This is a genomic window from Mycolicibacterium lacusdiani (assembly GCF_021916785.1).
Lineage (GTDB): Bacteria > Actinomycetota > Actinomycetes > Mycobacteriales > Mycobacteriaceae > Mycobacterium > Mycobacterium lacusdiani.
Map to the genome: position 1 here is coordinate 407,386 of NZ_JAKCFC010000003.1, position 21,274 is coordinate 428,659.

The following is a 21,274-nucleotide window of genomic DNA, read 5'->3' on the forward strand; positions in this document are numbered from 1 at the left end:
ACTGCGCAGGCGGCCGTGACGGATCGGGACTTGTTCCACCTGGTCAGCGAATGCGTGCCTCGAAGGGGTTCGCGGCCCGACCAATTCGCTCGCCAGGTGGAACATTCGCAAGTCGCTTGCCGCAGTCCGTCCAGTGACTGCTGTGACTGTTGAGACCTGCGCGTGCTCAGCGCATCCGTTCCAGCAGGCTGCGTGCGCACAACGTAACCAGCGCGCGATCGTGGGTCATGACGAGGTCGAAGCGACGTTCGTGATCGGGCACCGCCTCGGCGTCCGACGACTCCTACTCGCGGGCCAGGAGCGCTGCGGCCGTGTGCGGACCGAGCATGACCACCGCCCACTCCCGGCACAGCGGATCCGACGACGACAGCGGTACGTAGCGCAGACCCGAGCCGGGGTCGTCCGGCAGGCCCGCGCCGAAGACGGCCACCAGCGGCAGCCGGGTTGCCAGGTCTTCGTAGCAGGCGTGGGTGGCCGGCGTGAGGTGGCGGCCGCGCTGCAGCGCTGCCATGAGCATGGGCGGGTCCGCAGCGTGCCACGCCTGGGTCTCGATGTGCCGCGAGAACGCCACCAGCGTGTCCTTGCGCGCCGTGCGAACGGGGTGTGTCTCCGACACCACCTCGAACGGTGACCGCGACTCCACGTCCACCCGGTTGCGCTCGAACGGCATCGGCCACGCCGTCGCCGCGTCGTCGATGGCAGCCGCCTGGCCGAACTTGAAGCCCTGACCGAGCGTCGCCCCCAACGCCAGCGCCTGCTCGAGGTGGTCGTCGGTCTCGATGCCCTCGGCAAGAATCACCGCGCCCGTGCGCTCGTGGTGGGCCAACACCGCTGACATCGTCCGCGCCTGATCGCGCGACGGGTTCGACTGCACCAGAGCCAGATCCAGTTTGACGATGTCCGGGAGAATCACGTCGAGCAACGCGAGCGAATCCGGATGCGCCCCAACGTCGTCGAGCGCGATGAAGAAGCCGTCGGCGCGAACGTCGGCGAGCTTCCGCAGCAATGCGCGGGGATGCGCCAGCAGACTGCGTTCGGTGAACTCGAACGTCACCCGGAAGTGGTCCCGCGCCCGGGCCAACACGGAGAGATCCGTGGGCCCCACGTAGACACTGGTCGGCTCGCAGTTCACCAGCAGGAGGGTCCCTGTCGGCTGGTGGTCTTGAAGTGCACCGCGCAGGGCCGCCTTGATGCAGGTCAGGTCGAGCCGATCGAGGTCACCGTGGTCGGTCGCATGCGCGAACACCCGCTGCGGCCGCGGATCGTCGAGCACCGGCCAGCGCGCCAGCGCCTCGAAGCCAATGACCTGCTCATCAGGCAGCGCGACGATGGGCTGGAAGGCGGGATCGATGCCGATTCCGTCGATTGCGGCATCGAGTCGTCCGACGTCGTCCGACGTCGGAGCACGCGGGTTCAGTTCGGCCATGCGGACCCCCTGCCTCGGCCTTCGGCGACACTCCGCATTCACAGCAAACACCAAGGTTCGGCGATTGACCACCCCCTTGACGGGATTGGGCGCAACGTTTCGCGCATCGGCCCTCGGGTACGCGGACGTCAATGACATTCGAGGAGAAGCGATGAACGTCGTCGACAACGTCAAAGAGCAGCTGAAGCACGTCGCGGAGAAGGTGGCCGAGCGCGTCGCCGACGCCGCCACCACGGAGTCCCGGGTGCAGGCCGTCACCATCGGTCGGCCGCGTCATCAAGTGATGGACTTCCTCCGGGACCCCGGCCACCTCTCCCAGATCTTCGGCGACATCGCGGTCGTCGAATCCTCCGGCGCGGACCGGCTCCGCTTCGAGTTCGCGGGCGACGGGTCCGGGGACAAGGCGGGCGAGTGGAACTGCGTCGTCTCGTCCGAAGAGGGCGAACGGCTGCGCTTCGTCGACGTCAACCCCGAGTCCGAGATGGGCATCGTCCTGGAGTTCCGCGACGCCCCTCAGCACCGCGGCACCGAGGTCATCGGTCGCATCAACGCGGCCGCCCCGGGGGCGCTCACCGGCCCTCTGCTGTTCAAGGCGCTGTACCGGGCGCGAGCGCTGCTCATGACCGGCGAACTGCCCACCATCAAGTACAACCCCAGCGCCCGCCCGTCGGATCGCTGAGAAGGACACGACATGAAAGCGCTCGTTTGGAATGGCGTCAACGATCTCGCGTACGAGACCGTCGACGACCCGCAGGTCCTCAACCCCAATGACGTGATCGTGCAGGTGCGGCTCACCACCACCTGCGGATCCGACCTGCACTTCATCGACGGTTACATCCCCGGCATGCGTGAGGGCGACGTCTTCGGCCACGAATTCATGGGCGAGGTCATCGAAGTGGGCCGCGACGTGACCAAGACCAAGGTCGGCGCACGCGTCGTCGTCCCGTCGTTCATCGCGTGCAACCAGTGCTGGTACTGCGACCGCGACCTGTACTCGCTGTGCGACACCACGAACCCCAACGCCGAACTCCAGGCACCCCTACTCGGCTCCCCCACCGCGGGCATCTACGGCTACACCCACGAATTCGGCGGGTATGCGGGCTCGCACGCCCAGTACATCCGCGTGCCGTTCGGGGACGTCAACTGCTTCGAGGTGCCCGAGTACGTCACCGACGAGCAGGCCCTGTTCATGTCCGACGCCGTGCCGACCGGGTACATGGGCGCCGACTTCTGCAACATCGCCGCCGACGACACCGTCGCGGTGTGGGGTGCGGGCGCCGTCGGTCTGATGGCCGCCCGCAGCGCGCTGCTCAACGGGGCGGGCAAAGTGCTCGTCATCGACCGACTGCCCGAACGGCTCACGCTGGCAGAGCGATTGGGCGCCGAGACCATCAACTACGCCGAGGTCGACAGCGTCCAGGAGGCGCTGCGGGAGGCCACCGGCGGACGCGGGCCCGACTCGGTGATCGAAGCCGTCGGCATGGAGGCGCACAGCACCGGCGTGCAGCACGCCTACGACCGCGCCAAGCAGGCCTTGCGCCTCGAGACCGACCGTGCGGCCAGCCTGCGCGAGGCAATCCTAGCGTGCCGCAAGGGTGGCGTCGTCTCGGTGCTCGGCGTCTTCGGGCTCACCGACAAGTTTCCGATGGGCGCCATCATGAACAAGGGCCTCACCCTGCGGTCGGCGCAACAGCACGGCCAGCGCTACATCCCGCAGTTCTTCGACTACGTGCAGCAGGGCGACCTCGACCCGTCGATGCTCATCACGCACGACCTGCCGCTGTCCGAAGGCGTCCGCGCCTACGACATGTTCAAGAACAAGACCGACGGCTGCATCCGGGTCGCTTTGCGGCCCTAGGAACGCCTTGCGGCGCTTGGCCATTCGTCGGGCGGATACGGCTTACCCTCGCGATCGGGTGCCGTCGTGCTCGCTGCGAGCCCGACGGTGAAGGCCGTCAGGTGCCCGACCTCGGTGGCGGTCGGCCGTGCCACGGCGTTGGCGGCGAGTGCGCCGGCGACGACGAGCTGGGTCTGCGCGCGCCACGCGGGCGGGAGGTAGCCCGACAGCGCGCCTGCCACCCCGAGCACGAAGTAGCTCACGCCGACGTCGCGAGCGTTGACCAGCCGCGACGGTGCGCGGCCCGTGCGGATGCGCAGCCGCAGGTGGCCCTGCCCGACGTAGGTGCCGATGAGGTGCGCAGCCGAGCCGACGAGAAGCCAACGGCCCGTGCCCAATCGGCGCTCCGCCGGCCCCACCACCGTCGCGAACACCGGGACGTACGGCCACCACCGGCGATCGTCGAGCCAGAACAGGCTCGACACCAGCACCCGCGCGGGCTCCGTCCGAAGCCGGCGCAGGTTCGTCGAGTGCTCGCGCTGCAGACGTCGCGATCCCAGCCGCCCTGCCGACCGTTGACGCCGCGTCGTCGCGAAGAGGATCGCCAGCCACACCCAACTGAGCGGAACGCCGCGCACCAGCCTCAGCACATGCGGTCCAGCAGGCTCCGCACGCACATCGTCACCAGCGACCGGTCGTGGGTCATCACCACGTCGAACCGACGGTCTCCGTCTTCCAGCTGGGCTTCGGGGCTGTCGCGCTCGCGGGCGATCAGTGCCGACGCCGTGTGCGGGCCCAGGATGACCACCGTCCACTCCAGCCTGAGCGGATCGTCGGAAGCCAAGGGCACGCCGCGCACTCCGTGCCCGAGGTCGTCGGGCAGGTCCTCGCCAAAGACGGCTACGAGGGGCAGTTCGGCCGCCATTGCCTGATACTTGGCCTTCGTTGCCTGCGTGAAATACTTCGCGCGCTGCAGTGCGGTCATCAGCATCGGCGGGTCGACGGCGTGACGGGCCTGGCTCTCGATGTGCCGCGAGAACGCCAGCAGCGTCTTCTTGCGGGCGGTCCGCGGCTCGAGCGACCGCGACGCGAGGTCGAACGGCGACTGGGAGTCAACGGCCACGACGTTGCGCTCCGATGGCATCGACCACGGCGCCGCGTCGCCGTGCTCGTCGAGCGCACGGGCGTGGCCGTACTTGTATCCCTGCCCCAGGTCGGCGCCAAGCGCCAGCGCCTGTTCGAGGTGGTGGTCGTTCTCGATGCCCTCGGCGAGGATCACCGCGCCGGTGCGTTCGTGATGGGCGAGCACCGCCGACAGCGTCCGGGCTTGGTCGCGTGAGGGGTCCGACTGCACCAGAGCGAGATCGAGCTTGACGATGTCGGGACGGACGACGTCGAGCATCGCCAGCGAGTCCGGGTGTGCACCAACGTCGTCGAGAGCAATCAAGAAGCCGTCGGCGCGGATCTGCGCCAGCTTGCGCAACAGCGCCTGCGGGTGCGCCAGCAGACTGCGCTCGGTGAACTCGAACGTGACCACGAGGCGGTCGCGGGCCAACGCCAACACCTGATCGTCGGCCGGCCCGACGTAGGTGCTGGTGGGTTCGCAGTTGATCAGCAGCATGGTGCCGGGCGCCAGGTGATTGCGCAGTGCGAGGTCGATCCCCGCGACGATGCACGACTGGTCGAGACCGTCGAGGCCGCCGTGGGTCGCAGCGTGCTCGAACACGGCCTGCGGGTGGGGGTCGTCGAGCGACGGCCACCGCGCCAGCGCCTCGTAACCGACCGTGACGCCGTCCGGCAGCGCGACGATCGGCTGGTACGCCGGGACGATGCCGACGCCTGCGACCGCGTCGTCGAGACGGCCAACGGCCACCGAAGCCTGCGCCTGCAACCTGGCCACGAGCCCCCCCCTTGGTTGCACGTCGTGTGCCCAATCGCGGATGCAGCAAACATCGCCGGGCTCTCTCGCGATACTAGGTGGTCATCGCGGGCGCGGCCCGCCGCGGAATGTGACGATTTGGTGCCCGAGGGCGGTGCTACCGGCCGCCCGGGTAGGTCGCGGCGGCGAGGGCGAGGATCTCCTCGCGGTCGGCAGCCAGCAGGAACCCGGCCGCGATCGCCGTGTCCAGGGCGTCGGTGAACCGGCCGAGGTAGTCAGCGGGGCCGCCCGGGTAGAGCCGGGCGAGCGTATCGGCGTCGAACACCTCGCCGGAACCGAACAGCAGCGCCATCACGTTGGCCGTCGCCCCGCCGCCCGGCGGAAGACCCGAGGTTCGCGCCACGGGCACGTCGACCCACGGCGTGCGGACTCCGCCCGCGGCCAAGCCGTTCTCGTCGAGGACGAGTTCGGCGGCATCGGTCAGCTCGATCGGCGAGGCGCAGGGTGGCGTGGCGCCGGTGCGCACCCATTCGACGAGCCGCGCGATCGCGGCCTGCAGCACGTAGTGGTGCTGCGGCGCGAAGTTGACGGCGTACGGCAACTGCTGGCCCATCAGCGACCGCGTCGGCGCGTAGGCCGCGACCAGGTCAGCCAGCGGCGCGGCGCCGGAATCGATGAAGCCCACGTTGATCGTGTAGTTGTCGGCGTGCGCGGTACCCGGGATCTCCCACACGCGCAGGCATTCCGAGTCGGGTTGTCGCGCAACGAAATAACCAGCCCGCACGCCGCCGACGAGATCGGTCTCGGTGATCACCGTCTGCACCGGCACTCGCAACTCGTCGACGAACGGCACCGCCTGCTGATCGCCGGCATCGTCGAAGATCGAACTGCCGTCCAGCGGCGCTGCCGGGCCGAACCGGGAGTGCACCAAGAACCCGTCGTAGACCGCGGCCTGCGCGTCGACCACGTTGACGTACGTCGTGAGGAACAGCGCGGACTGCGACTCCCCCACCGCCAGAATGGTTTCCGGCGTCACGCCGCCCAGGACGTCGGCGTCGCGCACCACACGTCCGACCTGGCTGAACACGTCGTACGCATAGGCGTCGCCGGGATGGCGCAGTGCCGAATACCGTTGCGGATTCTGCGTCTTGAGCGACATGTCCATGCCGAGGCTGGCGCCGCCCTCGATCCCGACCCGCTGCGCGGACACCGCGACGTAGGCATGACCCGCGCGGACGATCTCGCGGTGCGCCATGAACCACACCGCGGGCGCATCCAGACCGCCGCTGACGTTGAGCCACTCCACGATCACCGTTCCGCTGAACCGCGCCGGGTCGGTGGGCGTCAGCGCGACGATGCGCGTGGTGTAGTCGGCGTCGGAGGACATCTCCGCAGAAGCGGCAGCGCCCGAGACGAAGAACTCCTCGGCGCGATAGCCGACCGTGCCCAGGTCGTATGCGCCGAGCAGCAGGTTCGGCACACCGGGCACCGGCGTGACGACCGGGTCGCTCACTCGATCACCCAGCGGCGGCGTTGATCGTCGGCGCGTCGATCATGCCCTTCTCGACACCCCACATCGTGGCGATCGTGCGGTACTCGCCGGTGGCGATGAGGTGCTCGACAGCCAACCGCAACGACTCGGCGAGCGGCGAGCCCTTCGCGACGGGATAGCCGTACGGCGCCACGTCGAAGATCTCGCCTGCCGGCTCCAGCGCGCCCGCACTGAGTTTCACCGCGAAGCCCGTGACCGGGGAGTCGGCCGACATCGCCTCGACGTCACCGGCGACGAGCGCCTGCGTCAGGTCGTCCTGGCGGCTGTAGACCACGATGTCGATCGGCGCCAGCCCGGCGGCCGTACAGGTGGCGCTCTTGGCGGGCAGCTCGGTGGTCTCCTGGATCGTCGCGAACTGCACGCCCACCCGCAGCCCGCACGCCGCGTCCGGGTCGACGGACCCGCCTGCCCGTTGGGCCCACAGCGTGCCCGCCTGGAAGTACGTCACGAAGTCGACGGTCTTCTCCCGTTCGGCAGTGTCGGTGATCGACGACATCCCGACGTTGAAGCTGCCGCCACCGACCGAGGGCATGATGCTCTCGAACGCGGTCTCGCGGTAATCCGCCGACAGCCCGAGCACGCGCGTGATCGCATTCATCAGGTCGACGTCGAAGCCGACGATCTTGCCGGAGGAATCCTCGAACTCGTTGGGCGCGTAGGGCGTATTGACCCCGATCACCAGTCGGCCCGTGGCACGGACGTCCGGCGGCACTGTCGCGGCGATCTGGGGCACCGCGCCGTCGGGCGCCACCGCGGGCACCGTCGACTCGGCCACTCCGACCGGTTGGGTTCCCCGGGCTTGCGACCCCCACAGCTGCCACGCCCCGAACGCGCACAGGCCGGCCAGCACCACGGCGGCGCTCGACACCGCCAGCGCCCGCCACGGCGCGGGGTGGTGGCCGGTCGGCACGGGTGCGGAATGCCGTCCGCTGGTCCGGATCGAACGCGCCCGCGGGACCGGTGCGGTCAACGCCCGCCGCGCAGCGCCCGCCAGCTGGGCCGCGGTCTGGTACCGCTTGATCGGCTTCTTCGCCATGCCCGTGGCGATCACGTCGTCGAACGCGCCCAACTTCGGGTCGCTGGCCGACGGCTTCGGTGGCGGCGACATCATGTGCCCGGCGATCTGCTGCTCGAGGCTGTCGGCCTGATACGGCCGCACGCCGGTGAGCAGCTCGTAGAGCACGCATGCCAGCGCGTAGGTGTCCGCACGGCCGTCGATCGGCCCGCCCTCGAACCGCTCCGGCGCCATGTAGCCCAACGTGCCCAGGGTGTTGCCCGCCGTCGTCATCCCCGCTTCGCCCGCGGTGCGCACCAGGCCGAAGTCGATGAGGTAGGCGAAGTCCCGGTCGGTCAGCAGGATGTTCGACGGCTTGACGTCGCGATGGATCAGACCCTTGGCGTGCGCGGCGTCCAGTGCGCCGGCGACCTGTTCGATCACCGACACCGCCGTCGCGGGATCGAGCGGCTTCTTGTCCTCCGCCAGGATCGCGCCGAGCGTGCGGCCCTCGATCAGCTGCATGTCGAGGTAGAGCCTGCCGTCGATCTCGCCGTAGCCGTGGATGGGGACGACGTGCGGGTCGTTCACGCCCGCAGCGGCCTGGGATTCGCGGCGGAACCGCTGCTGGAAGACCTCGTCGGTGGCCATGTGCGGCGGCAGGACCTTGAGCGCGACGACGCGGTCGGTCCTGGTGTCGTAGGCCCGATAGACCTCGCCCATTCCGCCCCGGCCCAGCAGCATCTGCAACTGGTAATGCCCGAAAGGTGTCGCATCCACCGTAGAAACTCCTCGGCTGCGGCCAGTCGGTGTGTCGAGGAGAAGTTACCGCACAATCCGTCGAGTCGACGAGGAACTAGGCAGTCCTTGCCAGTTTCGGGCCCGCCTCTCAGCTCGCGGCGTGCGGGTACTCGGCCTCGCGCTTCTGGAACTCGAGGATCTCGGGGTTGGCGATGACGCCATCCTGGATCTCGATGGCGCGCTGAATCGTCTGATCGTCGCGCCACGCCTGCGGGCCGTCGAGCACCGTGGGCAGATACGGGATGAGCGCCGCGCTGATCTCCCACGTCGCGGCGTTCCACAGGTACGACGGGCTGTGATCGACGGCGTAGTAGGTGACGTTGTCTCCGACGACGAAGCTCGGCGACCCAAACGACGTCGGCGTCGCCCAGCTGAAGCCCATGCCCTCGTCGCAGGAGACGTCGACGATGAGGCTGCCCGGCCGGAACGAGGCCAGGTCGTCCTCGGTCAGAAAGATCAGCGGAGCATTGGGGTCCTGCAGCACGCAGTTCACGACGATGTCGTGCCCGGCGAGGAACGGCTCCAGCGGCACGCGCCCGTCGTCGGTGAGCGCGAAGCTGCCGTCGTCGCCGCTCTCGAACTGCACGATGTTGGCCGAGTGGATCGGGTTGGCCACCTCGGCGACGTTGCGGTTGGTCAGCACGTCGACGTCGACGACCCCGTGGGCGTGCAGACCGGTCACCGCACCGCGCGCGGTGGCGCCGAACCCGATGACCGCCGCCCGCATCCGTCGCCCGTAGGTGCCCGTCGAGCCGAGGAGCGACAGGGCGTGCAGCACCGAGCAGTAGCCGGCCATCTCGTTGTTCTTGTGGAAGACGTGCAGCTTGAAGGCGCCGTCCTCGCTCCACAAGTTCATCGCCTCGAACGCGATCAGCGTCAGCTTGCGGTCGATCGCCTGCTGCGTGAGTTCGCGGTCCTGCACGCAGTGCGGCCAGCCCCACAGCACCTGACCGTCGCGCAGCTCGGCCAGATCCCTGGCGTCGGGCTTGGCCAGCAGGATCACGTCGCACTCGGCGATCAGCTCGGCGCGCGAACGCGTCCCCGCGACGTGGCGCTCGAGCTGTTCGTCGCTGAAGCCGAAGCGCTCGCCGTAACCCCGTTCGAGGTAGATGCGACTGAGAACGTCGGCGTCGATGCGGTCGAGGTGCTCCGGGTGGATCGGCAGGCGGTGCTCGTTCTCCTTGCGGGTGTTGGCAATGACACCGAGGGTCAACTGGTCCACGGATCCTCCAGGGATTGGCGTCGGGCCGGCGGCGCGCGATGGCATGCCACGGCGGTGACCAGCCTATGCCGCGCCCGAGGCGCCGGAACGCCCGCGGGCGAGAACGCGTTCCCAAACCCGGCGTGGTAGACCGGTGAGCATGAGAACATGATTCTCAATATCGGATCACCGGTTCTCGCAATGACGGGAGTTCGACATCGACGCCTGGATCATCGACGCCGTCCGCACGCCCCGCGGCAAGGGCCGCCCCGACGGCGCCCTGCACGGCATCCATCCGCAGGCGTTGTTCGCCCAGTGCATCACCGCGCTCGCCCGGCGTATCGGCTTCGACCCCGCGGAGGTCGACGACGTCATCGCGGGCAACGGCATCCTGTCCGGCGACCACGCCGACGACATCGCCCGCCTGTCGGTGCTGCTCGCCGGCTGGCCCGAGAGCGTGCCCGGCATGACGCTCAACCGGTTCTGCGGCTCCGGCCAGCAGGCGATCACCGTCGCCGCGACCGCCGTGGCGTCCGGCGCCGAGCACCTGGTGCTCGCCGGCGGCGTCGAATCCATGTCCCGCTGGGACGTCGGCTTACCAGTCGACTCCTCGCGCAAGCGCTCGTCGGTTGGCGTGCCCACGATCGACGGCGACAACCCCGCCTTCCGAGCGCGCTACCCCACCGTCCCGCAAGGCATCTCGGCCGACCTGATCGCCACGCTGGAGGGCTTCACCCGCACCGACGTCGACGCCTACGCCGCCGAGAGCCAGCGCCGCGCCGCCGAGGCCATCGCCGAGGGCCGCTTCGACCGGTCGGTCATCCCCGTCACCGACGCGAACGGCGCGGTGGTGCTCAAGACCGACGAGCACCCCCGGCCCGGCACCACCGCCGAGAAGCTCGCCGGGCTGAAACCCGCGTTCGCGCAGATGGGTTCCGCCTCGGTCGACGGCGAGAGCCGGACGTTCGACCAGATTGGCGCCGAGCGCTACGGCGTCGAGGCGATCGACCACGTGCACCACGCGGGCAACTCCTCGGGCGTCGTCGACGGGGCAGCCGCGGCCGCCGTGGCGTCCAGGGCATGGCTCGACGGGCACGACGTGACCCCACGCGCCCGCATCCGCGCGACCGCGGCCATCGGGAGCGAGCCGATCATCATGCTGACCGCGCCCGGCCCTGCCGCGCAGCGCTGCCTCGACCGCGCAGGCATGCGTGCGGCCGACATCGACCTCTGGGAGGTCAACGAGGCGTTCGCCGCCGTGCCGCTCAAGACGATCCGCGACCTCGGCCTCGACCCCGCGCGGGTCAACGTCAACGGCGGCGCCATCGCGCTCGGCCACCCCATCGGCGCCACCGGGGCGATGCTCATCGGCACGGTGCTCGACGAACTCGAACGCCGCGACCTCACCACCGGCCTGGTCACCATGTGCACCGGCGGCGGCATGGGCACCGCGACCATCATCGAGCGTGTCTGACGATGGAGACACTGCTGCTCGACACGTCGACCGACGGCGTCGCCGTCCTGCGGTTGAACCGGCCCGACCGGCTCAACGCGATCAACCAGGTCATGCGCGACGAACTCATCGGCGCGTTCCGTGCGCTGGGCGGCGACCGGTCCGTGCGCGCCATCGTGCTCACCGGGTCGGGCCGCGGGTTCTGCTCCGGCATCGACGTCCGCGACTTCGGGCCCGGCATGCTCGAGGCCACCGCCCCCGCGATCGACCGGATGCGCTTCCAGGAGGCGATGGCCGCGCTCCCCCGCGCCATCCGCGACGCACCGCAGCCGGTCATCGCCGCGGTCAACGGCGCCTGCGTCGGCGCAGGCCTGGCGCTATGCCTGGCATCCGACATCCGAATCTGTTCGGACACTGCCAAGTTCGGCAACGCAGCCATCCTGCTCGGCCTCTCGGGCGCGGAGATGGGAACCAGCTACCACCTGCCCCGCATCGTCGGAACGAGCGTCGCCGCCGACTGGACGCTCACCGGCCGTACCGTGCTCGCCGACGAGGCGGATCGCCGCGGACTGGTCAGCCAGGTGGTCGCCGCCGACGCCCTGCTCGACCGCGCGCTGGAACTGGCCGGCCAGGTGGCCGGGCTGGCACCGCTGGGCGTCGAACTGACCAAGCGCGCATTGCAGGTCAACACCGACGCGCCGAACCTCGACGCCGCACTCGAACTCGAGAACCGCAACCAGGTGCTCACCCACGCCACCGACGACGCGGCCGCACGCCGCGCCGCGTGGTCGTGACGGGCCCCAGCTGAAAGGACCGACGCATGGCGTGGGACTTCACCACCGACCCCGAGTGGGCCGAACAACTGGCGTGGGTCGAACGATTCGTCCGCGAGGAGTGCGAACCGATCGACATGATCGTCGAGGAGTCCCACGACCTCAACGACCCGGTGCGCCAGGCGCTGATTCCGCCGCTGCAGCAGATCGTGAAGGACCGCGGGCTGTGGGCCACCCACCTAGGCCCGCACCTCGGCGGCCCGGGCTTCGGGCAGGTGAAGCTCGCGCTCCTGAACGAGATCCTCGGCCGCTCCGAGTGCGCGCCAATCGTATTCGGCTCCCAGGCACCGGATTCGGGCAACAGCGAGATCCTCGCGCACTACGGCACGCCGGAGCTGAAGCAGCGCTACCTCGAGCCGCTGCTCGACAACCGCATCGTGTCGTGCTTCTCGATGACCGAGCCCCAGGGCGGCGCCGACCCCAAGGTCTTCACCACCACCGCCGTGCAAGACGGCGACCACTGGGTCATCAACGGCGAGAAGTGGTACTCGTCGTTCGCGTCGATGGCGTCGTTCATCATCGTGATGGCGATGACCGATCCCGAAGCGCCGCCGTATGAGCGCTACTCGATGTTCGTGCTGCCCGGCGACACCCCCGGCATCAACATCCTGCGCGACGTCGGCCTGGGGTACCAGCCGCTCGGCGGTGGCCGCGAAGGGTACGTGCGCTACGAGAACGTCCGGGTGCCCGACGATCACATGCTCGGCCCGCGCGGCGGCGCGTTCGTCGTCGCGCAGACCCGCCTCGGCGGCGGCCGCATCCACCACGCAATGCGGACGGTCGGGCTGGTGCGCCGGATCTACGACATGATCACGGAGCGGGCCGTGTCGCGCTACACCCAGGGTGAGGTGCTGGCCAACAAGCAGATGGTGCAGGAGATGATCGCCGACTCCTGGATGGAAATCGAGGCGTTCCGGCTGCTGACCCTCCAAACCGCCTGGAAGATCGATGAGTTCAACGACTACAAGGCCGTCCGGGGCGACATCTCGGCCGTCAAGGCCATGATGCAGAAGGTGCTGCACGACGTGTCGGCGCGCGCACTGCAGATCCACGGCTCGCTCGGCACGTCGCACGAGATGCCGTTCGTGCAGTACCTCACCGAGTCGTTCGTGCTGGGCCTGGCCGACGGCCCGACCGAAGTGCACAAGGTGACGCTGGCACGCCAGCTGCTCAAGGACGTCGTACCGGCGCCCGACGGGTTCCCGTCCGAGCACGTCCTGCGGCTGCGCGAGGCTGCGGAGGCGAAGTTCGCCGACCGGCTCGCGGGCATACCGCGGGGTTAGGCCAGCAGCGTCCGGGCCCGCTGCAGCAGCCGCGGCAGCACGGGAGCCATCTCCTCGAACTCCGCGCGGGGCGTGGGCCTGCGGCGGTTGTGCTTGACGATCAGCGACCACGTCGCCACGGACTTGAAGCACGCCAACGCGATGAACCACGCCACGTCGGGCACGTCGGCGCCGTCGAGCGTGTAGTGCTCGAGCAGGTCGCCACGCGACGGCACGGCGTCAACGAATGATGACGGTCGCGAATAGGTGGCCGGATCGGCGTTGGCCAGGAACCAGCCCAGATCGATGCGCGGATCGCCGACCGACCAGATCTCCCAGTCGATCACCGCCGTCACCTCGCTCCGGACCGCCAGCAGGTTCCCCAGCCGGAAGTCGCCGTGCACGACCGCCGGACCCAGCGGCGCGGGCACACCGGCCGACAGCTCGCCGCTGACCGCCTCCCAGCCCGGCACCAGGTCCTGGTCGACAGTCCGCAGCGTCGCGCACCAGCGGTCCACCTCGGCGGTCGCGTCGACCACGGGCTCGTCGCCCACACCCAACTCGACCGGGCTCAGCCCGTGCAGTGTCGCCAAACAACGTGCCGCGCTTCGATATCGGTTCGGAACGGCGTCGAATTCGGTGCCGCCGAGGCCAGTATCGCCGTCGAACAGCGGCTCGAACGACTCACCCGCCACCAACGACATCACGAACAGCGGCGGGGACCCGGCGTCCTCGACCAGCACCTCCGGGACCGGCACGTCCGTCGACCCGAGCGCCCTCAGGATTCGCGCCTGCCGCAGCACGTCGCGATGGCCGACCGGCTCGTGCCCGGGCGGCGCCACCTTCACCACGACCGGCCGCTCGTCGAGCACGCCGCGGAACGTCAGGCTCGACGCCCCGCCCGCCAGCACGCCGACCTCGCGAACACCGCTGCGGGCGAGCCGGACCCGCAGCCTGTCGAGGTCGAACTCAGTCACCCAGCCATCCGACGTCACGCAGGAACGGCTGGGTCTTCGCGATCAGGCCGGTCGACGTCGCCGGATCACCCGTGCACAGTCGGAACGCCGTCTCGGTGATCAGCGCGATGTCCTCGGTCTTCGTCTTCGCCAGGTCCAGCGTGCCCGCCCCCGGCGTCGCGACCGGGTCCGACGGCGCTGCGGCGTTGACCGCGATGCCGTCGTCGTACAGCTCGGCGGCCAGGCTCTTGGTCAGGCGGTTCAGCCCGGCCTTCGCCGTTCCGTAGATCCCGAAGCCCGCCTCGCTGTCGAACTCCGAGAACGGCGGCCCGTCCGGCAGATCCCCGCCCACCGACGTCAGGTTGAGAATCCAGCCGCGACCCCGCTCGCGCATCGCCGGAATCGCCAACTGGCACAGGTGCAGCGGTCCGACGAGGTGCATCTCCAGCATCAGCCGTACCCGCTTCTCCGGGAACCCGTCGAGCGGGCGCAGGAATGTCACGGCTGCGTTGTTGACCAGGATGTCGGGCGCCCCAACCGAATTCACCACCTCGGCGAACAGCCGCTCGCGGTCCTCGCTCGACGACAGGTCGGCCTGCACGGCGATCGCGTGGCCACCGCCGGCGAGGATCTCGTCGCGGGTCTGGGCCAGCGAGCCGTCGTACTTGGGGTCGGGGTCCATCGTGCGGGCGGTCAGTGCGACCGTCGCGCCCTCGGCCGCCAGTCGCTGCGCGATCGCCTTGCCCAGCCCCCGGCTACTGCCGGTGACCAGGGCGATCCTCCCGTCGCAGGCTCCCACGTCGACCGTCCTCTCGCTGCCGGAAATGCACTCTCACCCACGGAGAATGCCGTTACCGCTCAGCCGGAGTATAGGCACGGCAAGGCGACCATCACCGCGGAATCGACCGGGAGGCGGCTAGCGGGCCAGGCAGTTGGGCGCGAGCCCCGAGAAGTGCACCGCGGGCATGCCGTCGACGGTCACGAAGTCGGTGCCCACGTCCCACGTCGTGCCCGGATCGATCCACGGCGGCGCACTCTTCGGGTAGGCGATCGTGACGTCGGAGTAGTACTGCACGCCGCGCGGACAATCGTCACTCGTCGGCGATACGGGGTTCCACGCCCGCACCACGATCGGGTTGGCGAGCCGAGTTCCCTGCGCGCAGTTGGGCTGACATTCGATCGAGACGTCGGTGCCGGTGCCGTTCGCACCCACGCGGCCCCACGACGTCCAGTTCATGTCGGTCATCACGCCGGTGCCGTCACAGTTGTAGGCGAACCGCAGGGGCCGCTCCAGTACGGGCTGCGTGCCGTCGACGCACATGCCGATCGCGAAGGCGGTGCCGGGCGGGTGCGGATCGGCGGCCGCGACACCCGACGTCCACAGCATCGATCCGGCGGCCAACGAGGCCCACACTGCCGCGGTGCGGGCCACGGGCCCTCCTTCGGATCGGAGTAGACGATCGTCGCGATGCTAACAGCCAGGCCGGACCGCGGCGGACCCGCGGCCACCGACCAGAATGGCCTCTCTTCTGCGGAGAATGCCGTTACCATCGGTGCTTCACCCACGGAAGGACGCCGGATGGCCGAGTGGTTCCTCTACGTCCCGCAGAGCAGGCAGGGCCTCGACGATCTGGTGCTCAAGGCCCGCACCGCGGAGACGGCGGGGTTCGACGGCATCGCGTTCCTCGATCACCTCGAGACCCCGATGGCGCCGACCAGTCCCATCTGGGAGGCCATGACCGTCGCGACGTGGGTGGCCGCGCACACCGAGCGGCTGAGGATCGGCCACCTCGTCCTGTGCGACGCGTTCCGGCATCCCGCCGTCCTGGCAAAGCAGACCGTCACCCTCGCCGAGGCCTCCGGCGGGCGCTTCGAACTCGGACTCGGCTCCGGGTCGATGCCCGACGAACTCGCGAAGTTCGACCTCAGCACCGCGTCACCACGCGAACGCGTCGACGCCCTCGGCGACACCCTGCGCGCCCTGCGGCAGTACTGGGACGCCGACGACGAGCGCGCCCAGATTCCCACGCCCAGCCAACCGATCCCGATCGTGCTCGGCGGCATCGGGCCGCGGATGCTCGGCCTGGTCCGCGAACACGCCGACTGGTGGAACCTGCCCGCCACCTACGTCGATCGACTGCCGGAGTTCCTTCCGAAGATCGGCTCGGCCAAGGCGACCGTGCAGCAGATGACCGGATTCGTCCGCAGCGGCGACGACCCGGCAGCGACCACCGAGAAGGCGCAACGGCGGTTCGGTCACCTCGGACCCGGCCTGGTGTGCGGCGACGCCGACGCGCTCGGCGCCCACTTCCGCAGGCTCGAAGATCAGGGCGCACAACGCTTCTACGTGTGGTTCGCCGACTTCGCACCGCCCGAGACGATCACGGAGTTCGGCGAGACGGTCATCGGGGGTTAGTCCGGACCGGTCCCGCCAAACGAACCATCGCAGCGAACCCCACCACCTGCCGCGGGACTCCGGCGTAACGTCGGCTCCGGTGAGCACCATCGAAGCCGACTACCTGGTCGTGGGAGCAGGCGCCATGGGCATGGCGTTCGTCGACACGCTCCTCACCGACACTGCCGACACGCAGGCCACGGTCGTCCTCGTCGACGAGGGCCACCAGCCCGGCGGCCACTGGCTCGCGACCTATCCGTTCGTCCGGCTGCACCAGCCGTCGGCCTACTACGGCGTGAACTCCCGCCCGTTCGGCGACGACGTCGTCGACTCCGGCGGATGGAACGAGGGCTTCTACGAACTCGCCAGCGGTAGCGAGGTGTGCGCCTACTACGACCAGGTGATGCGCCACCACCTCGAGCCCACCGGACGGCTGACCTACCTGCCGATGACGCGCTACCTCGGCGACCACCGCCTCCGCACGCTCGACGGCACCGAGCACACCGTCGACGTGGGACGCCGCCTCGTCGACGCCACCTACCTCAAGACCACGGTGCCGTCCATGCGTCCCCCGCCGTACACGGCGGCCCCCGACGTCGAGGTCGTCACACCCAACGACCTACCCGGGCGGGCGACGCACTACGACCACTTCACGATCGTGGGCGCGGGCAAGACCGGGATGGACGCGTGCCTGTGGTTGCTGCGCAACGGAATTCCACCCGAGCGGGTGCGGTGGATCATGCCGCGCGACTCCTGGCTGATGAACCGGGCGACGGTACAGCCTGCGCCGCGGTTCCTCGACGACGTCCGGGCCGCGATCGTCGGCCGCATGCAAGCCTCAATCGAGGCCACCTCGGTCGACGACCTGTTCGAACGCCTCGAGGCCAACGGGAGCCTGATGCGGATCGACACGGCAGTACAGCCGACCATGTACCACTGCGCCATCGTGTCCGAGCGCGAGCTGGAGCAGCTGCGCCGCATCGGCGACGTGGTGCGGCTCGGCCACGTGGAGCGGATCGAACCGGAACGGCTGATCCTGCGCGACGGCACGATGCCCGCCCACCCCGGCAGCCTCTACGTCGATTGCACGGCGTCGGGCCTGTCGCGGCCACCGTCGGTGCCGGTGTTCTCCGACGAGAAGATCACGCTGCAGAGCGTGCGCGGTTGCCAACAGGTCTTCAGCTCGGCGCTCATCGCGCACGTCGACGCGAACTACGACACCGACGACGAACGCAACGCGCTGTGCGTGCCGGTACCCCACCCGGACACACCCGCGGACTGGCTGCGGATCACCATGTCCGACAACGACGCCCAGTCGCGCTGGCTGCGCGACGCCGACCTGGCGGCATGGTTGGAGTCGGCCCGGCTGAACATCCTGCGCGGGATGTTCGCCGACCTGCCGACCGATGAGGAGACCCGCGCCAAGGCCGTGGACGCGGTCGCGGCGACGCTCGCCGCGTGCAACGAGAAGCTCGCCGGCCTGTCGGAGGACACGGGCCCCTGACGACGGAAAGACCGGCTGGGGATTCCCGGCCGGTCTTCACCGCGTGGTGCTACGTCAGAAGTTGTTGCAGGTGCCTGCAACGTTGTTGATCAGCCCGGTGTACTGGGTGATCTGCGGGAACATCTGCGCCTGCGCGATGAGCCCACGACGCTGTTGGGGGTTCGCCGCGACGAAGCCCTGCAGGACGCCGACGGCCTGCGGATCGCTGGTGATCTCCTGCCCGACGGCGGGATCTTGAGCATTCACGGCCGCGATGATCTGCGGGTACGTGCACGTGGTGTTCACGATGGCCTCGGTATCGGGGGCCGCGGAGGCCATCCCGGCCGTGCCCAACAGCGCAGCGGCCACGCCGCCCGATGCAATCAAAGCCTTGGTTGCAATACGCATTCTCATTACCTTCCCAACCCTGGTGTTTCTGTTCGAACCTCGAATGTGCAGCTCGCGCGCCAATTCAGTGCGATCAGTCCATCACACTGCAAAGGAAATCGTCCAGTGGACGGTTTGCGTTACACCGCAACACTGCTTGTCCCCGCGCCATTCCCCCGTAGCGAATGAGCCCGGGCAGCGCATCCCTGCACTACCCAAGTCCTGCTCGATGCAATCAACGGCCTGATGAACACCTGCATGGGACGTCTGCATGAAGTCGTCGATGCGGGTTACATGGAGTCCAGACCCCGAGCACGAGGAGCACTAGTGGTACTGACCACGGACACCGAGCGCGAACCCACGGCCTGGCGCACCACCGACACGGCACCGCTGACCGACGACACCCTGGCCCAGGTGGACGGCTGGTGGCGCGCCGCCAACTACCTGTCCGTCGGGCAGATCTACCTGCTGAGCAATCCGCTGCTGCGCACGCCGCTGTCCCGCGACGACGTCAAACCCCGCCTCCTCGGGCACTGGGGCACCACGCCCGGGCTCAACTTCATCTACGCCCACCTCAACCGGGCGATCCGCGAGCGCGAGCAGCGCACGATGTACGTCACCGGCCCCGGCCACGGCGGTCCGGGACTGGTCGCCAACGCCTACCTCGACGGCACCTACTCCGAGGTCTACTCCGACGTCACCGCCGACGAGGAGGGCATGCGCCGGCTGTTCCGGCAGTTCTCGTTTCCCGGCGGCATCCCGTCGCACGTCGCGCCCGAGACGCCCGGCTCGATCCACGAGGGCGGCGAACTGGGCTACGCGCTCTCCCACGCCTACGGCGCCGCCTTCGACAACCCCGACCTGCTCGTCGCCGCCGTGGTGGGTGACGGCGAGGCCGAGACCGGTCCGCTGGCCACCAGCTGGCACTCCAACAAGTTCACCAACCGCCTCAACGACGGTGTCGTCCTGCCGATCCTGCACCTCAACGGCTACAAGATCGCCAATCCGACTGTGCTGGCGCGTATCCCGGAGGACGACCTGCGCAGCCTGATGATCGGCTACGGCTACGAGCCGCACTTCTTCACCGCCACCGAGGACACCGAGCACGCGACGGCGCACCGCGAGTTCGCCCAGCTGCTCGACACCGTGCTCGACCAGATCGCCGAGATCAAGGCGTGGCCGGAGGACGACGACCGCATGCCGCGCTGGCCGATGATCGTCTTCCGCACCCCGAAGGGCTGGACCGGACCGGCGTACATCGACGGCAAGAAGAGCACCGGCTCGTGGCGCGCCCACCAGGTGCCGCTGAGCAGCGCCCGCGACACCCCCGAGCACCTGCAGGTGCTCAACGACTGGCTGGGGTCCTACCGCGCCGACGAATTGTTCGACGCCGACGGCAAACTCGACCCGATGGTCGCCGAACTCGCCCCTCCCGGCGGGCTGCGCATGAGCGCCACCACGCACGCCAACGGTGGACTGCTGCTGCGGGATCTGCGCCTGCCCGACTTCCGCGACTTCGCCGTCGACGTGCCCGCACCGGGCGCCACCATCGCCGAGTCCACCCGGATACTCGGCAACTGGCTCACCGAGGTTATCCGGCTGAACCCGGACAACTTCCGCATCTTCGGGCCCGACGAGACCGCGTCGAACCGCCTGCAATCGGTGTACGAGGCGACCGACAAGCAGTGGAACGCCGAATACCTGAGCCCCGAGGTCGACGAGCACCTGGCCCGGGCCGGACGTGTCATGGAGATGCTGTCCGAGCATCAGTGCCAGGGCTGGCTCGAGGGCTACCTGCTGACCGGCAGGCACGGCATGTTCAACTGCTACGAGGCGTTCATCCACATCGTCGACTCGATGATGAACCAGCACGCCAAGTGGCTCAAGGTGACCAACGAGATTCCCTGGCGCCGCCCCATCGCGAGCCTGAACTACCTACTCTCCAGCCACGTCTGGCGTCAGGACCACAACGGGTTCAGCCACCAGGACCCAGGCTTCATCGACCACGTCGTCAACAAGAAGGCCGAGGTGGTGCGGGTCTACCTGCCGCCGGACGCGAACACCCTGCTGTCCACCTACGACCACTGTCTGCGCTCGCGCCAGTACGTCAACGTGGTGGTGGCCGGCAAGCAGCCCAGCCCCAACTTCCTCACGATGGACGAGGCCGTCGCGCACTGCACGCGGGGACTCGGCATCTGGGACTGGGCAGGCTCCGAGGAGGCCGGCGAGAACCCGGACGTCGTGGTCGCCACGTGCGGTGACGTGCCCACCCTCGAAGGCCTCGCCGCCGTCGACATCCTGCGAAAGCACCTGCCGGAACTGAAGATCCGCTTCGTCAACATCGTGGACCTGATGCGGCTGCAGGACGAGAAGGAGCATCCGCACGGTCTGACCAACCGTGAGTTCGACGCGATCTTCACTCGCGACCGTCCGGTCATCTTCGCCTATCACGGCTACCCGTGGCTGATCCACCGCCTGACCTACCGCCGCGCCGTCAACGAGAACATCCACGTCCGCGGCTACAAGGAGGAGGGCACCACCACGACGCCGTTCGACATGGTGATGCTCAACGACCTCGACCGCTACCACCTAGTGATGGACGTCATCGACCGCGTTCCGTCCCTGGGCTCGCGCTACGCCACGCTGCGCCAGCAGATGGTCGACAAGCGCCTGGCCGCGCGCCAGTACACCCGCGCACACGGCGAGGACATCCCCGAGGTCCGGGACTGGGCGTGGCCGTCGTCGCACGACCAGTCCTTCGCCGATGACGCCGCCGTCTCGACCGGTGGGGACAACGAGTAGTCGCCCAACCTGC

18 protein-coding genes are annotated in these 21,274 nt (G+C 69.1%); 8 read left to right on the forward strand and 10 right to left on the reverse strand.

Translation table 11 applies throughout. From position 1 onward, the window contains the following. Nucleotides 1–283: 283 nt before the first annotated feature. On the reverse strand, nt 284–1,426 hold the full coding sequence (locus LOK44_RS11600; RefSeq protein WP_237570118.1) for a sensor domain-containing phosphodiesterase: 1,143 nt from the start codon (nt 1,424–1,426) through the stop codon (nt 284–286). A 151-nt stretch (nt 1,427–1,577) separates the two neighbouring features. Here LOK44_RS11600 and LOK44_RS11605 point away from each other — a divergent pair, with 151 nt between their 5' ends. Together LOK44_RS11605 and LOK44_RS11610 are read left to right on the forward strand one after the other, a co-directional pair. After that, complete coding sequence (locus tag LOK44_RS11605) at nt 1,578–2,105, forward strand: SRPBCC family protein (RefSeq protein WP_237570119.1); 528 nt, start codon at nt 1,578–1,580, stop codon at nt 2,103–2,105. Nucleotides 2,106–2,117: 12 nt separating this feature from the next. Then, a complete protein-coding gene (locus LOK44_RS11610) occupies nt 2,118–3,284 on the forward strand; it encodes a zinc-dependent alcohol dehydrogenase (protein ID WP_237570120.1) in 1,167 nt (388 codons plus the stop codon). On the opposite strand, the gene LOK44_RS11615 is transcribed toward LOK44_RS11610, so the two are convergent. The 5 genes from LOK44_RS11615 to LOK44_RS11635 form a co-directional block, all read right to left on the reverse strand. After that, a complete protein-coding gene (locus LOK44_RS11615) occupies nt 3,281–3,901 on the reverse strand; it encodes a rhomboid-like protein (RefSeq protein WP_237570121.1) in 621 nt (206 codons plus the stop codon). The two genes, LOK44_RS11610 and LOK44_RS11615, sit on opposite strands and share 4 nt — an antisense overlap. Nucleotides 3,902–3,906: 5 nt before the next feature. Beyond that, nucleotides 3,907–5,163, reverse strand: a complete 1,257-nt coding sequence (locus LOK44_RS11620; protein ID WP_237570122.1) for a sensor domain-containing phosphodiesterase — start codon at nt 5,161–5,163, stop codon at nt 3,907–3,909. A gap of 136 nt (nt 5,164–5,299) precedes the next feature. Beyond that, complete coding sequence (locus tag LOK44_RS11625; protein WP_237570123.1) at nt 5,300–6,655, reverse strand: alpha/beta hydrolase domain-containing protein; 1,356 nt, start codon at nt 6,653–6,655, stop codon at nt 5,300–5,302. Nucleotides 6,656–6,659: 4 nt separating this feature from the next. After that, on the reverse strand, nt 6,660–8,468 hold the full coding sequence (stpK7, locus tag LOK44_RS11630; protein WP_237570124.1) for a serine/threonine protein kinase StpK7: 1,809 nt from the start codon (nt 8,466–8,468) through the stop codon (nt 6,660–6,662). A 109-nt stretch (nt 8,469–8,577) separates the two neighbouring features. After that, a complete protein-coding gene (locus LOK44_RS11635) occupies nt 8,578–9,756 on the reverse strand; it encodes a N(5)-(carboxyethyl)ornithine synthase (RefSeq protein ID WP_372481225.1) in 1,179 nt (392 codons plus the stop codon). 166 nt (nt 9,757–9,922) lie between these two features. Here LOK44_RS11635 and LOK44_RS11640 point away from each other — a divergent pair, with 166 nt between their 5' ends. The 3 genes from LOK44_RS11640 to LOK44_RS11650 are packed head-to-tail and all read left to right on the forward strand — an operon-like array spanning nt 9,923 to nt 13,259. Continuing rightward, the gene (locus tag LOK44_RS11640) at nt 9,923–11,164 is read left to right on the forward strand and encodes an acetyl-CoA C-acetyltransferase (protein ID WP_308192743.1); all 1,242 of its coding nucleotides are present in this window, start codon (nt 9,923–9,925) and stop codon (nt 11,162–11,164) included. Nucleotides 11,165–11,166: 2 nt separating this feature from the next. Continuing rightward, a complete protein-coding gene (locus LOK44_RS11645) occupies nt 11,167–11,937 on the forward strand; it encodes an enoyl-CoA hydratase/isomerase family protein (RefSeq protein ID WP_237570126.1) in 771 nt (256 codons plus the stop codon). A gap of 26 nt (nt 11,938–11,963) precedes the next feature. Next, nucleotides 11,964–13,259, forward strand: coding sequence for an acyl-CoA dehydrogenase family protein (locus LOK44_RS11650; RefSeq protein ID WP_237570127.1), 1,296 nt, complete (start codon nt 11,964–11,966; stop codon nt 13,257–13,259). Here the strand turns inward: LOK44_RS11650 and LOK44_RS11655 are convergent. The 3 genes from LOK44_RS11655 to LOK44_RS11665 form a co-directional block, all read right to left on the reverse strand. After that, nucleotides 13,256–14,215, reverse strand: a complete 960-nt coding sequence (locus LOK44_RS11655; RefSeq protein WP_237570128.1) for a phosphotransferase family protein — start codon at nt 14,213–14,215, stop codon at nt 13,256–13,258. The two genes, LOK44_RS11650 and LOK44_RS11655, sit on opposite strands and share 4 nt — an antisense overlap. Continuing rightward, a complete protein-coding gene (locus tag LOK44_RS11660) occupies nt 14,208–14,993 on the reverse strand; it encodes an SDR family NAD(P)-dependent oxidoreductase (RefSeq protein WP_237570129.1) in 786 nt (261 codons plus the stop codon). The genes LOK44_RS11655 and LOK44_RS11660 overlap by 8 nt, the downstream gene beginning before the upstream one ends. A gap of 117 nt (nt 14,994–15,110) precedes the next feature. Next, a complete protein-coding gene (locus LOK44_RS11665; protein ID WP_237570130.1) occupies nt 15,111–15,626 on the reverse strand; it encodes a hypothetical protein in 516 nt (171 codons plus the stop codon). A gap of 147 nt (nt 15,627–15,773) precedes the next feature. Here LOK44_RS11665 and LOK44_RS11670 point away from each other — a divergent pair, with 147 nt between their 5' ends. Together LOK44_RS11670 and LOK44_RS11675 are read left to right on the forward strand one after the other, a co-directional pair. Then, the gene (locus LOK44_RS11670; RefSeq protein ID WP_237570131.1) at nt 15,774–16,610 is read left to right on the forward strand and encodes an LLM class flavin-dependent oxidoreductase; all 837 of its coding nucleotides are present in this window, start codon (nt 15,774–15,776) and stop codon (nt 16,608–16,610) included. 79 nt (nt 16,611–16,689) lie between these two features. Next, the gene (locus LOK44_RS11675) at nt 16,690–18,093 is read left to right on the forward strand and encodes an NAD(P)/FAD-dependent oxidoreductase (RefSeq protein ID WP_237570132.1); all 1,404 of its coding nucleotides are present in this window, start codon (nt 16,690–16,692) and stop codon (nt 18,091–18,093) included. 54 nt (nt 18,094–18,147) lie between these two features. Here the strand turns inward: LOK44_RS11675 and LOK44_RS11680 are convergent, their stop codons facing one another. Continuing rightward, complete coding sequence (locus tag LOK44_RS11680; RefSeq protein ID WP_237570133.1) at nt 18,148–18,480, reverse strand: hemophore-related protein; 333 nt, start codon at nt 18,478–18,480, stop codon at nt 18,148–18,150. Between the two features lie 306 nt (nt 18,481–18,786). Here LOK44_RS11680 and LOK44_RS11685 point away from each other — a divergent pair, with 306 nt between their 5' ends. Continuing rightward, nucleotides 18,787–21,261 (forward strand): phosphoketolase family protein, encoded by a 2,475-nt coding sequence (locus LOK44_RS11685; RefSeq protein WP_237570134.1) that lies wholly within the window; start codon nt 18,787–18,789, stop codon nt 21,259–21,261. Nucleotides 21,262–21,274: the final 13 nt, after the last annotated feature.